The 12963-nt window shown below is 70.3% G+C and carries 12 protein-coding genes; 11 read left to right on the top strand and 1 reads right to left on the bottom strand.

All coding sequences use genetic code 11. The features are described 5' to 3' along the window. Nucleotides 1-7: 7 nt before the first annotated feature. From AO398_RS13155 to AO398_RS13125, 7 genes are all read left to right on the top strand, one after another. Nucleotides 8-847: an NAD(P)-dependent oxidoreductase gene (locus AO398_RS13155; protein ID WP_058192550.1), complete on the top strand. Its 840-nt coding sequence runs from the start codon at nucleotides 8-10 to the stop codon at nucleotides 845-847. Between the two features lie 29 nt (nucleotides 848-876). Next, nucleotides 877-1578, top strand: coding sequence for a substrate-binding domain-containing protein (locus AO398_RS13150; RefSeq protein ID WP_058192741.1), 702 nt, complete (start codon nucleotides 877-879; stop codon nucleotides 1576-1578). A gap of 152 nt (nucleotides 1579-1730) precedes the next feature. Then, on the top strand, nucleotides 1731-3053 hold the full coding sequence (locus AO398_RS13145; protein WP_058192548.1) for an MFS transporter: 1323 nt from the start codon (nucleotides 1731-1733) through the stop codon (nucleotides 3051-3053). A 160-nt stretch (nucleotides 3054-3213) separates the two neighbouring features. Next, entirely contained in the window at nucleotides 3214-3465 is a 252-nt protein-coding gene (locus AO398_RS13140; protein WP_058192547.1) for a type II toxin-antitoxin system ParD family antitoxin, read from the top strand. Beyond that, nucleotides 3462-3752 (top strand): type II toxin-antitoxin system RelE/ParE family toxin, encoded by a 291-nt coding sequence (locus AO398_RS13135; RefSeq protein ID WP_058192545.1) that lies wholly within the window; start codon nucleotides 3462-3464, stop codon nucleotides 3750-3752. Before AO398_RS13140 ends, AO398_RS13135 begins: the two co-directional genes overlap by 4 nt. A 199-nt stretch (nucleotides 3753-3951) precedes the next feature. After that, a complete protein-coding gene (locus AO398_RS13130; protein ID WP_058192740.1) occupies nucleotides 3952-5583 on the top strand; it encodes an AarF/UbiB family protein in 1632 nt (543 codons plus the stop codon). Nucleotides 5584-5841: 258 nt separating this feature from the next. Next, entirely contained in the window at nucleotides 5842-7089 is a 1248-nt protein-coding gene (locus tag AO398_RS13125; RefSeq protein ID WP_058192543.1) for an HWE histidine kinase domain-containing protein, read from the top strand. A 3-nt stretch (nucleotides 7090-7092) separates the two neighbouring features. On the opposite strand, the gene AO398_RS13120 is transcribed toward AO398_RS13125, so the two are convergent. After that, nucleotides 7093-7440, bottom strand: a complete 348-nt coding sequence (locus AO398_RS13120) for an Hpt domain-containing protein (RefSeq protein WP_201025759.1) — start codon at nucleotides 7438-7440, stop codon at nucleotides 7093-7095. A gap of 172 nt (nucleotides 7441-7612) precedes the next feature. On the opposite strand from AO398_RS13120, the gene AO398_RS13115 reads away from it, so the two are divergent. The 4 genes from AO398_RS13115 to AO398_RS13100 form a co-directional block, all read left to right on the top strand. Continuing rightward, nucleotides 7613-9076, top strand: coding sequence for a HAMP domain-containing sensor histidine kinase (locus AO398_RS13115; RefSeq protein ID WP_058192542.1), 1464 nt, complete (start codon nucleotides 7613-7615; stop codon nucleotides 9074-9076). Further along, nucleotides 9061-10458 carry a sigma-54 dependent transcriptional regulator gene (locus AO398_RS13110; RefSeq protein ID WP_058192540.1) on the top strand — a complete coding sequence of 466 codons (1398 nt, stop codon included), beginning with the start codon at nucleotides 9061-9063 and terminating at the stop codon, nucleotides 10456-10458. Before AO398_RS13115 ends, AO398_RS13110 begins: the two co-directional genes overlap by 16 nt. Nucleotides 10459-10604: 146 nt before the next feature. Further along, nucleotides 10605-11930: an MFS transporter gene (locus AO398_RS13105; protein ID WP_058192538.1), complete on the top strand. Its 1326-nt coding sequence runs from the start codon at nucleotides 10605-10607 to the stop codon at nucleotides 11928-11930. Nucleotides 11931-11950: 20 nt separating this feature from the next. Continuing rightward, the coding region (locus AO398_RS13100; RefSeq protein WP_058192537.1) for a metallophosphoesterase at nucleotides 11951-12963 on the top strand (1013 nt) is incomplete at its 3' end.

Below are 12963 nucleotides of genomic sequence, written 5' to 3'. Positions count from 1 at the left end.
GAACTCGATGCGCGACCCCACCGACGCGATCCCCCAAAAACCCGTCCTGCTCACCGGAGCCTCCGGCGCCCTCGGGCGGGTGCTGACGAAGGCGCTCGGCGCCCAGGGCTGGACGCTGCGCCTGACCGACCGGGTGCCCTTCCCCGACCCGCTGCCCGAGGGCGCGCGCTTCCAGCGCGCCGACCTGGAGGACGGCCCGGCGATCCTGCGGCTGGCGGAGGGCTGCGGCACGATCCTGCATTTCGGCGGGATCTCGGTGGAGCACCCGTTCGAGACCGTGATCGGCCCCAACATCCGCGGGCTCTACCACGCCTACGAGGCGGCCCGGCGGGAGGGGGCCCGGATGGTGTTCGCCTCCTCCAACCACGCGATCGGCTTCCACGAGCGGACCGAGGTGCTGGACGACGACTGCGCCCTGGCGCCGGACGGCTATTACGGCTTGTCCAAGGCCTATGGCGAGCTGATGGGCGGCCTGTACCGGGACAAGCACGGGGTCGAGAGCGTCTTCCTGCGCATCGGCTCCTGCTTCCCGGAGCCCACCGACGCCCGGATGCTGGCGACCTGGCTGTCCTACGCCGACATGACCCGCGTGGTCGCCCGCGCCACCCTGGCCCCGAGCCTCGGGCCGAAGAGAACGGTGGCGATCTGGGGCGCCTCGCACAACAGCCAGATGACCTGGTGGCGCCGGGACGGCCGCGCCGTGATCGGCTGGGCGCCGCAGGACAGCGCCGATCCCTACGCGCCGGCGCTCGAAGCCAAGACCAGCGGCAATCCCGTGATCGAGCGCTACCAGGGCGGCGGCTTCACCGCCCTCGACTATTCCCGCGCCGAGCTGCCGGCCCGGTGAGCACAGGATCCGAGACGATGGGAGCCGGCATGGCGGACGAGCAGCGCGCGACGAAGCTGAAATGCGCCCTGGTGGTGCGGGGCGCCTTCGACGCCCATGTCGTCCCCGCCTTCGCGGCGGCGGGCGGCCGGGCGGCGATCGATTGGGCGCCCACCGCGGTGATCATGAAGGCGCTGGAGGCCGGCGAGACCGCCGATGCGGTGTTCGTGCTCTCCGACGCCATGGACCGGCTGATCGCCGCGGGAAAAGTCGAGCCCGAGACCCGGGTCGACGCGGTGCGCTCCCGCTACGGCATCGCCGTGAAGGCCGGGGCGGCGCACCCGGACATCGGAAGCGTCGAGGCGCTCAAGCGGACCCTCGTCGCGGCGCGCTCCGTCGCCTATTCGCGCACCGGTGCCAGCGGAATCTACTTCGCCGGCCTGCTGCCGCGGCTCGGTTTGGCCGATGCGGTGAACGCCCGGGCGACGATCATCCCGCAGGGTTTTACGGCGGAAAAGCTGGTCTCGGGCGAGGCCGACATCGCGGTCCAGCAGATCAGCGAGCTGATGGTCGTGCCGGGCATCGCGGTGGTCGGGCCGTTCCCGGAGCCCGTGCAGGAGGTGACGACCTTCTCGGCCGCGATCCTGCGCGGCGTCGCCGACCGGGACGGCGCCCTGCGCTTCCTCGCCGGGCTGACCACGCCGGAGGCGGCGGACGCCTACCGTGCCAGCGGCCTCGAGCCGGCTTTCTGAGAAGGCGCGAGACGCCTCCACCGTCATTGCGAGCGCAGCGACGCAAACCAGGGACACGCATCGTTCGAAGATCGCGCGCTGCACTGGATCGCTCCGCTACGCTCCCGATGACGGCGCAAAGACAAAAGAACCCAGAAAACAGCGAGGACACCATGATCGCCAGCGAACAGGACCGGATCGTCCGGCAGGTGTTCTTCAGGCTGATGCCGCTGCTCTTCGTCGGCTACGTCATGGCCTATATCGACCGGATCAACGTCGGCTTCGCGGCCCTGCGGATGAACGCCGATCTTGGCATCGGCCCGGCGGTGTTCGGGCTCGGCGCCGGGATCTTCTTCATCGGCTATTTCATCTTCGAGGTGCCGAGCAACCTGATCCTGGAGAAGGTCGGCGCAAGGCGCTGGATCGCCCGGATCATGATCACCTGGGGCCTGCTCTCGGCCGCCATGATGTTCGTGCAGGGCGCCACCAGCTTCCTGATCCTCCGCTTCCTGCTCGGCGCCGCCGAGGCCGGGTTCTACCCGGGCGTGATCCTCTATCTGACCTACTGGTTCCCGAAGGCGTATCGCGCCCGGATCTTCGGCGCCTTCGCGGTCGGCATCCCCGTCTCGCTCGCGATCGGCGCCCCGCTCTCGACCACGATCATGCAGCTCGACGGCACCCTGGGTCTCAAGGGGTGGCAGTGGCTGTTCCTGCTGGAGGGCATCCCGACCACCCTGTTCGGCTTCGTGTTCCTGGCGCTGATCCCGGACCGGCCCAAGGACGCGCTCTGGCTCGCCCCGGAGGACCGCACCGCGCTGCAGACCCTGATCGATTCCGAGCAAAGCAGCGTCGCCGGCGCCCACGGGACCAGCCTGCGGGCGGCCCTCTCGGACCCGCGGCTGATCGCGCTGTCCTTCATCTACTTCGCCAATACCGGCGCCAATCTCGGCCTGGCGTTCTTCCTGCCGCAGATCCTGAAGAGCACCGGCCTGTCCGACATGCAGACCGGCCTGATGACGGCCGTCCCCTACGTGTTCGGCGTGGTCGGCGGCCTCACCGTCGGCTGGATCTCCGATCGCTACGACGACCGCCGGATCACCCTGGCGACGGCGCTTGGCCTGACCGCGACCGGGCTGGCGCTCGCCGGCTTCGCCACCGGCTCGCTCTGGGCCGTGGCGTTCATGGCGCTCGCGGCCGCGGGCCTCTACGGGGCCAAGGCGCCGTTCTGGACGCTGCCCTCGGTGTTCCTGAGCGGCAGCGCCGCCGCCGGCGGCATCGCGCTGATCAACTGCATCGGCAATCTCGGCGGCTTCGTCGCCCCTTCGATGGTCGGCTGGATCCGCGAGGCCACCGGCAGCTTCGAGGCCGGCCTGTACTTCCTGGCCGCGCTCGCCCTCTCGGCCGTGGTCGTGACGCTGCTGGTGGTCAATGCCCGCTTCGGCGACGCGCGGCGGCCGGCGGTCGTCGCGACCCTGCCGGCGGCTCCGCGCATCTGACGCTCCAGCGTTAGGTTTCCGGCAGCGGCTCTCCTATCGTACCGGGGGAGAGCGGGACCTCGCGCGCAGACCGACTCGGGCGAAGGCGCCGGCCCGTCACCAAGCACAGAATTGACAATCTTTGTCATTGTCCGGCACCGTGATCCGAGGAGGTGCCGGTATGGCCACCATGAATGTGTCCCTCCCCGATCCCATGAAAGCGTGGGTCGAGGCCCAAGCCGAAACGGGCCGCTACGCCAATGCCAGTGATTATGTCCGCGACCTGATCCGACGGGACCAGGACCGGCTTGCCAAGCTCGGAGACTTGCAACGGCGGATCGATGAGGGCCTGGCTAGCGGCGTCAGCGGTCGTTCGGAGGAAGAGATCCGCCAGCTTGGGCGAGAGAGATTGGCGGCCATGCAGGCGAGATGATCTTCCGGACATCGCCGCAAGCCGACGAGGACATTGCCGAAGCCTACGCAACGGGCGCGCTTCACTTTGGCGTGCCTCAAGCCGAACGCTATCAGAACGGTCTGTTCGACACATTCCGGACGCTTGCTGCGAATCCTCGTATGGCGCGCGAGCGGCCCGAATTCGAGCCGCCCGTGCGGCTTCATCCCTATCAGGCGCATATGATCGTCTACATCGAGGACGGAGCGGCTATCCTGATCGTTCGCGACCTGCATGGCCGGCAGGATTGGGAGCGCGCCCTGTCCTAGGAGCGGTTCGGCGGCCGTCGCAACGAACCTGATGCCTGTAAGCTGCGGCGCGACGTGCTCCGGCCGAATGGCAATGGGCCTTCCTCAGCGCGGGGTCTATTGTCGCCGCCAGGGGTATCCGGGGCTTCGCGACCGCAAAAAAGTCCTTATGCTCGTGCTGTCCGGACGCCCAATCGTGTCCGAACGGATCGCCCCCTTCATGCTGAAGACAGCCTTCGTTGCCGCCCGCGACCGTCAGAGGCTGTCGGAGATCGCGTCGATCCTGATCGGCTTCGGCGTCACCCGCGTCGTGGACCGCCTCGGGCTGCGCTACCTGCCCCTGCTGCCGCGGCGCCGACCCCGGGTCGACGTCACCCGCCTGTCCGAGCCCGAGCGCCTGCGCCGCGCGATCGAGGCCCTGGGCCCGACCTTCATCAAGTTCGGTCAGGTCCTGGCGAGCCGCCCGGACCTGCTGTCGCCGGCCTGGACCGAGGAGCTGCAGAAGCTCCACAGCCAGGTCGTACCGGTGTCGTGGGAGCAGATCGGCCCGCAGCTCGAGCAGGATATCGGCGCCCCGCCCAACGAGGTGTTCGCCGAGTTCGACACCAACCCGATCGCCTCCGCGTCGATCGCCCAGGTCTACCGGGCCCGCCTGCACTCGGGCGAGGACGTGATCGTCAAGGTCCTGCGGCCGAACCTGCGCAAGATCATCGAGGCGGATCTGCGCCTGATGGCCCATGGCGCCCGGATCGTCGAGAACGAGTGGCCGGACATGGCCCGCTACCAGCCGCGCGAGCAGATGCGCCACCTCGCCGACGGCCTGAACGGCGAGCTCGACCTGCTGAACGAGGCGCGCAATTGCGAGCTCCTGGCGCAGATCTTCGTAGACCGCGACGACATCGTCTTCCCGAAGATCCACTGGGAATATTGCTCCGAGCGGGTGCTGGTGCAGGACTTCATCCACGGCATTCCGCCCAACGACGATGCGGCGCTCCGCGCGGCCGGGCTCGACAAGAAGCTGCTCGCCCAGAAGGGCACCGACGCCTTCCTGCAGATGGCGCTGATCGAGGGCGTGTTCCACGCCGATCCGCACCCGGGCAACATGCTGGCCCTGCCGGGTAACAAGATCGGCTTCATCGATTTCGGCATTATCGGCCGGCTGTCGCAGCGGCGGCGCTCGCAGCTGCTGGTGCTGATCGGCGCCATGCTCAAGCAGGATGCGGACGGCCTGATGGCCGTGCTGCTCGACTGGACCGGTACCAGCAACCCGGACCTGACCAAGCTTCAGGTCTCGGCCACGTCCTTCGTGGAGAGTCATTCCTCGATTCCGCTGAATCTCGGACTGGTGCTCACCGACTTCATGAACATGGCCCGCGAGAACGATCTCGCCATGCCCACCGATCTCGCGATCCTGTTCAAGGGCCTGGTGACCGCCGACGGCGTGATGCGCCACCTCGATCCCGATTTCGATCTGTTCGCGGCGGCCGGTCCGACCGTCAAGGCGAGCATGCAGACGCAGTTCTCGCTGGGCGCCCTCAAGCAGAAGGCCGAGGCGCTCGGCGTCGGCCTCTACGGCGCGGCCTCCGAATTGCCGACCCTGATCCACCTGATGCTGGTGCGCCTCAAGCAGGGCCGCGTCACCGTCGAGATCGAGATCAAGGGCCTCGACAAGGTGACCCGCGGCATCGAGCGCGCCGCCGCCCGGGTCGCGGTCGCCCTGGTGGTGGCGGCCTTTGCCACCCAGCTGGCGCCGCGGCTGATCGACATGGGCACGCCGGTCTTCATCTCGATCGGGCTGGTGATCTTCATCCTCGGCATCGGCTGGCTCGTGCTGCTGATGCGAAACAAGTGACGTATTTCGTATTCGCCTGGATCAGCCGTTCTAGTTGCCGGGCGATGACGAATACACAGTTCATTTGATTACCGCAGATATCGTGCTAGCCTCGGGCACCCTTCGATTCGCGAGGTTGCGATCGGAGTGCGCCACCAGAAGCGGTTCGATCCGCCGGCGCCTCCGAGCCTCGACAGCGCGTCGCCGCACCTCGTCTTCGGTGGGTCTTTCGTCGCGCGCGGGCGCCACGGAGGAGGATTGCTGGGAAGGGGGCTGGGGATGGATGCGGGCCTCGTGGTGCCGCGTGCGGACGGGACGGACCGACGCCTCGCCGCGCTCGAAGCCGAGAATATGCGCCTGCGGGCCCTGCTGATGCAGGCGACCGGGCAGGCGGATACGGAACGGCAGCGCAGCCGGCGGCTCGGCCGCATCATCGAGGCCGCGAGCCGCGTGGAAGCCGGCCGCCTCGGGCGCGGCCCCTCGCCGGCACACGCATCACACGCGCTCCACCATCCGGAATCCGGCCGCGTCGAGACCTGGTCCGCGCCGTCCTGGGCCGGCGAGCTGATCGCCCCCGGGATGCTGCAGGTGGCCGCCGACGTCCTGGAGGTTCTGGATCGCGACGGGATCCTCATCACCGCGGGCGAGAACGGCCCGGCCGGCCTCTGCGGCCGTCATCCCGCCGGCACGATCGGCCGCCCCTGGATCGAGATCTGGAGCCGCGACGAGGATCGCGACGCGGTCGCCGCTGCGCTCGCCAAGGCACGGCTCGGTGGGGCGAGCCGCTTCCAGGCGAAGCTCGAGACCGGTCGGTCGGCGACCTGGTGGGACATCGCGGTGACGCCGGTCGGCGGGCAGCACGGCCACCCGGAGCGTGTCCTGGCGGCATCCCGGGATATCACCGAACTCAAGCTCACCGAGGCGCGCCAGACCCTGCTGATGCAGGAGCTGTCCCACCGAATGAAGAACACCCTGGCCATGGTCCAGGCGGTGGCGGCGCAGACCCTGCGCAACGCCGGCTCCCTGGAGGCCGCCGGCGAGGCCCTCGCCGCCCGGCTGCTGGCTTTGGCCCAGGCCCACGACGTGCTGCTTCAGGGCTCCTTCGCGGCGGCCTCCCTGGTCGGGCTGGTCGAGGGGGCGGTGTCGCTCCACGGCGATGGCGTCTCGGGCCGGTTCCGGGTCGAGGGCGCCGATGTGACGCTGGGCCCGCGCCACGGCATGGTCCTGGCGCTGATGCTGCACGAGCTCGGCACCAACGCCGCGAAGTACGGCGCGCTCTCGGTGCCCGACGGGCAGGTGATGATCACCTGGACCGTGGCTGAGACGGATGACGGCACCACCCTGCGGTTCCGCTGGGAGGAGGTCGGCGGCCCGCCGGTCAGCCCGCCCACCCGCACCGGGTTCGGGACGCGCCTGATCGCCCGCAGCCTCGCCCACAGCTTCGGCGGAACGGCGCAGCTGAGCTATCCGACCACCGGCGCCGTGCTGACCTTCGAAGCCCCGCTGGCCGCCGTCATCGCCGGGTGAGCCCTATCGGACGGCCGGCGTGTCCTCGCGAAGATCCCGCAGGGCCGCGACGGTGGCGTCACGCAGGCTTCGAAGCGCCGCGAGCCGAGCCGCGAGGTCGGTGCCGCCGCCCTTCACCGCCTGCTCGAAGTCCCGACAGGCCTGGGACAGATCTGCGCAGCCCAGCATGCCGGACATCGACACCAGGGTATGGGCCTCGCGGGCGTAATCGGCCTCGGCCCGGTCCGCGCCGTCGAAGGCCGTGGCGAGGCTCGCCGTGAAGCGATCGACCAAGCGCGTGAGCTTGTCGGTGCCGATGACACCTTCGAGTTCGTCGAGCGTCGCCCGATCGACGAGAGACTGTGACACCATCCGTCTCCGGCAGCGGATACGCAGAACGCTTCGACAGAAGCGCGCAATCGCCGCGCGGTCCAGCCGACGTTTCCGATCCCGATGGACTCTGCCACCGTTTCCACAGGGTGCCCACCCGGATATCCGCTGAGCCGGGGCCGCGCTGCGCTCAGCCCTCGGAGGAACCTGCACCGTGACGGCCTACAGCCTGCGCGCCCGACTGCTCGCCCTGTGGGTCCTGCTGCTGGCCTCGGCGGCGGCCACCGCCTACCTGATGTTCGGCTTCTACAGCCAGTCCACCGCGGGCAAGGTCGCCCAGGCCGAGGTCGCGGTCGGGCGCGCCTGCCGGGAGATCATCGACCGCTATGCCGCCCTGGGCCGCCGCAGCGTGGGCGGCATCGCGCGCGCCGACCTCGGTCCCACCGTCGCGGCGGCGCTCGACGCCTATCCCGGCATCGAGGGCGGTGTCTGGAGCGCCACGGACGGGTCGCTCGCCTACGCGTATCCCACCTACGAGGGCACCGGGCCGAAGACCGACCTCCCCGAGGCGGAGCGCGACAGCATCGCCGCCGTGAACGCCCAGGCCCTGCGGGTCGACCACGCCGTGGCGATCCGCCGACCGAGCCGGACGCAGGTGCTGCTGGTCCAGGGCTGCCCCCTGCACGGTCCCGAACCCGGGCTGACCGCCTGGACCATGGGCCGCGCCCACGTCAACGACGGCCCGGCCTATACCCGCTTCCTGGCCGGCCTCGGCTTCCTGGCCGTGACCGTGCTGGGCTCGGCGGCCTTCCTCGGGTGGTTCCTGTACGGATTCTCGGGCCGGATTGCCCGGGTCGAGGCCGCCCCGGGGGCGCCGCGGCCGGACGGCGAAGACCTGCCCCGCCTCGCCCCGACCGGAGAGCGCGAACTCGACCGTCTGGTCGACGCCCTCAACGCCGCGGGCGGGCGCCTGCGGGAGGCCCGCGCCCGGGTGGTCGCCGCCGAGCGCCTGGCCGCGGTCGGCCGGCTCGCGGCCAGCATCGCCCACGAGATCCGCAACCCGATCGCGGCGATGCGGCTCAAGGCGGAGAATGCCCTGGTCAGCGGCGATCCGGCCCGCGCCACCGTGGCGCTGGAGAGCGTCCTCGGCCAGATCGCCCGGGTCGATCACCTGCTGCGTGACCTCCTGAACCTCACCCAGGCCCGCACGCTCGCGCGTACCCCCACCGACATCGCCGCCCTGCTCGCCGACTGCGCGCATCTGCACGAGGATCTGGCCAAGGCCCGTGCCGTTCGGGTCGCGATCGAGGCGGACGGATTGCCCGGGGCCGAGCGTCCGCAGATCGACGGCGTCCAGGTCGCCCGCGCGTTGGACAACCTGCTGCTCAACGCCCTTCAGCACACGCCCCCGGGCGGGACGGTCCGTCTCGGCGCCGAGCGGGTGACGGTCGACGGAATGGTGCGCCTGCACCTGCGGGTCACGGATTCCGGCCCGGGGATCGATCCCGCGATCCGCGCCGGGCTGTTCGAACCGTTCGTGACCGGCCGGCCGGACGGGACCGGGCTCGGTCTCGCGATTGTGCGCGAGATCGCGCTGGCGCATCGCGGTACGGTCGGGCTCATCGACGACGCGCCTGAGACCACCTTCGTGCTGGACCTGCCATGGCGACCATCCTGATCGTCGACGACGATTCCGCCCTGCGGGAGGGGCTGGCCGAGACCGTGGCCGATCTCGGCCACACGCCCCTGCCGGCCGCCTCCGGCGTCGAGGCCCTGGCGCGCCTGCGCGAGGGTCCGGTGGCCGCGATATTCCTCGACCTGCGGATGCCCGGCGACCTCGACGGCATGGCGACCCTGGCGCGGATCTGCGCCCTGCCGGATCGCCCCCCCGTCACGGTGCTCACCGCCTTTGCGAGCCCGGCCAACACCATCGAGGCGATGCGCCTGGGGGCGCATGACCACCTGACCAAGCCCGTCGGCCGCTCCGACCTCGCCGCGGTCCTCGACGCGATGCTCGCGAGCGCGCGGCCGGACCCGGGGGATACGGTCCCTGAGGGCGGGCTGATCGGGTCGAGCGCCGGCATGCGTCGGGTCCAGAAGACCATCGGACTCGTGGCCGACACGGACTCCACCGTGCTGATCCAGGGCGAGACCGGCACCGGCAAGGAAGAGGTCGCCCGCGCGCTGCACGCCTATTCCGCCCGCCGGGGCCGGCCGTTCGTGCCGGTCAATTGCGCGGCGATCCCGCCCGACCTCTTGGAGAGCGAGCTGTTCGGCCATGTCCGCGGCGCCTTCACGGGGGCCGTCGGCGATCGGGCCGGCGCGTTCCACCAGGCCGAAGGCGGCACGCTGTTCCTCGACGAGATCGGCGACATGCCGCCGCCCATGCAGGCCAAGATCCTGCGGGTGATCCAGGACCGGATGGTCACGCCGCTCGGCGGCCGCTCGGCCCGGGTCGATGTCCGTCTCATCGCCGCCACCCACCGCGATCTGCCGGTGCTGGTGGACCAGGGCCGGTTCCGCGCCGATCTGTATTACCGCCTCAACGTCGTGCCGATCCTGCTGCCGCCCCTGCGCGAGCGCCTGGCCGACATCGTGCCCCTGGCCGAGCATTTCCTCGGGCCCTCGGGCAAGCGGTTGAGCGCGGGCGCCGCCTCCCGCCTGCTGGCCTATGGCTGGCCGGGCAATGTCCGCGAATTGCGCAACACCGTCGAGCGCGCCGCCGTGCTGGTGCGTTGTGCGGTGATCGCGGCCGATGCCGTTGACCTGCCCACCGGCCGGCCGGCCTCGCGGTCCGAGGAGGCCGGCTTGCCGGCGGACTGGCTGGCCGGCGACCTGCCCGGCGCCGTCGCCCGCCTGGAGCGGACCATGATCGCCGTCGCCCTGCGGGAGGCGGACGGCAACCGTGCCCGGGCGGCCCGCCGCCTCGGCATCCAGCGGCAACTTCTCTACGCCAAGATCGAGCGCTACGGCCTCGGAGCGCCTGGCACGGACCTGTCCGCAGAACCGACGGTGGATGTCGCAAATCCCGACGCATCGGACGAATCGGACGTGGGTTAAACCACTCACACCCTTGATAATCGTGCCGGGACGGGTCTCCTCGAACAATTCCAGGGAACCGATGGATTAAGCGGGCGTCAAGCTCGTCACGTGCCGGCCCGGATCGGGTTCGGTTGCGACGGCAGTCGCGTGGAGGCAAGGGCAGGATGGACAGGACCGATACCGGAGCGGCGGCGCGCGGCGCGACCGTCCGGACTCCCTCCACCAAAGCCCTGCGCGGCCTCGACGCCCTCAACTTCTTCCTCGCCGACGTGCGCGACGGGCTCGGGCCCTATCTGGCCATCTACCTGATCGCCGTCCGGGGCCCGGACCAGGGCTGGAACGAGGCCACCACCGGCCTGGTCATGACCATCGCGGGCATCCTCGGCCTCGTGGCGCAGACGCCCGCCGGCGCGTTGATCGACGCCACCAACCACAAGCGCGCCGTGGTGATCGGCGGCGCCATCGCGGTGACGGCGAGCTGCCTGATCCTGCCGTTCATCGCGAACTTCTATCTCGTCACCGCGACGCAATCGATCGCGGGCGTGGCCGGGACGATCTTCCCGCCGGCCCTGGCCGCGATCACCCTCGGCGTGGTCGGCCCGAAACTGTTTGCCAAGCGGATCGGTCGCAACGAGGGCTTCAACCACGCCGGCAACGCGGTGTCCGCGGCCATTGCCGGCGGCCTGGCCTATTTCTTCGGCCCGATCGTGGTCTTCTGGCTGATGGGCGTGCTGGCCGCGCTCTCGATCGGCGCCATGCTGCTGGTCCCGGCGGATGCCATCGACGACGACCTCGCCCGAGGCATGACCGAGGCGGAGGCCAAGGCTGACGAGAAGCCCTCGGGCCTTGCGACGTTGCTGCAGAACAAGCCGTTGATGCTGTTCGCCGTGCTCTGCGCGATCTTCCACCTGTCCAACGCCGCGATGCTGACCTCGGTCGGGCAGCTCCTCACCCATCTCTCCGGCAAGGACCACGCGACCTCGCTGATCGCCCTGTGCATCGTCGCGGCGCAATGCGTGATGGTGCCGGTGGCGGTCTTCGTCGGCGCCCGGGCCGACATCATCGGGCGCAAGCCGATTTTCCTGGCGGCCTTTGCCGTGCTGGCCCTGCGCGGCGTGCTCTATACCCTCTCGGACAACCCGTTCTGGCTGGTGGGCGTCCAGCTCCTCGACGGGGTGGGAGCCGGCATCTACGGCGCCCTGTTCCCGATCGTCGTGGCCGACCTGACCCGGGGCGGCGGCCGCTTCAACGTCGCCCAGGGGGCCGTCGCCACGGCCCAGGGGGTCGGCGCCTCGGTCAGCGCCACCTTGGCCGGCCTGATCATCGTGTCGGCCGGGTATTCGACGGCGTTCCTGGCGCTGGCGGCGATCGCCGGGCTCGGCTTCATCCTCTACCTGACGCTGATGCCCGAGACCCGGGGCGGGGAAACTGCGACCGGCACCCCCGGTAGCGGCAGCAGCCTGCCCCCGGCCGTACCGGCCAGCGCCTGAGAGGCGGAGGGGAGCGCCCAATGTCCGACACCGCCGCCCACCGGCGCGACCCGCTCGTCTTTCTGCATGTCGGCGATCTGCACCTGCAGGATGCCGAGGCTCAGAATGCCCGCGACCTGAATGCGATCCTCGACCAGATCGCCACCCTGGTCCCGCACGGCCTCTTCGACTTCGTGTACCTGCCGGGCGATCTCGCCGAGAACGGCTACGCCGCGGAATACCAGATCCTGAAGGCCGCGCTGGACCGTCACCCGGACCTGCCGGTGCAATTGATCCCCGGCGATCACGACCGCCAGCACGGCCGGATGGATGATTTCCATGCCTTTGCGGCGAGCCTGGGCGCCCGGCTGCCGGCGCCGATGATCTGGGATTTGGAGCAGCCGCCCTCCGGCTGCCCGGAGACTTGGCCGATCCTGCCGATCCCGCATTACTGCGCCAGCGCCGATATCCAGGGCGTGCGCTGCCTGTTCGTCGACATGATCAGTCCCGGCTTCGGCCGGAAGGCGATCGGGCTCGATTTCCGGCTGGGGCGCCCGCAGACACAGTGGCTGAGCGCGCAGCTCACCGACGCCGCCGCGCGGAAAATCCCCTGCGCCGTGTTCATGCACGCCTATCCGGACGACCTGCGCGAGCCGGACGAGCGCCTCGATATCGGCGGCCTGTTCTGGGGGACCCGGGTCCGCCTCGTTGAGATGGGCCACACCCATTACAACGAGCTCGCCCCGGACGGCCGGACCCTCTACGCCGCCGCGCGCTCGGTCGGGCAGAACGAGGACGGCTCGGTCGGCTACGCGGTCGACGCCAGCGATGGCCCGGTGACAAGCTGGCGCTTCCGAGCCCTCGACCGGACCACGCCCTTCGTGCTGATCACCAGCCCGGCGGACCGGCGCGTCGCGACGCGGCCGATCACGCCCGCCAGCAGCGGCATGGAACTCGACGCAGAGGGGCGGATCAGCGGCGGGGCCGTCGTCCTGTCCGACGCGCCGCCGGACTACGTTCATTGCCGGGTCGATACCGGACCCTGGCTGCGGAT

This window comes from Methylobacterium sp. GXS13, from assembly GCF_001455965.1.
Lineage (GTDB): Bacteria > Pseudomonadota > Alphaproteobacteria > Rhizobiales > Beijerinckiaceae > Methylobacterium.
The sequence above is the reverse complement of the archived record's forward strand: the minus strand, read 5'-3'. Positions and strand labels throughout refer to the sequence as shown.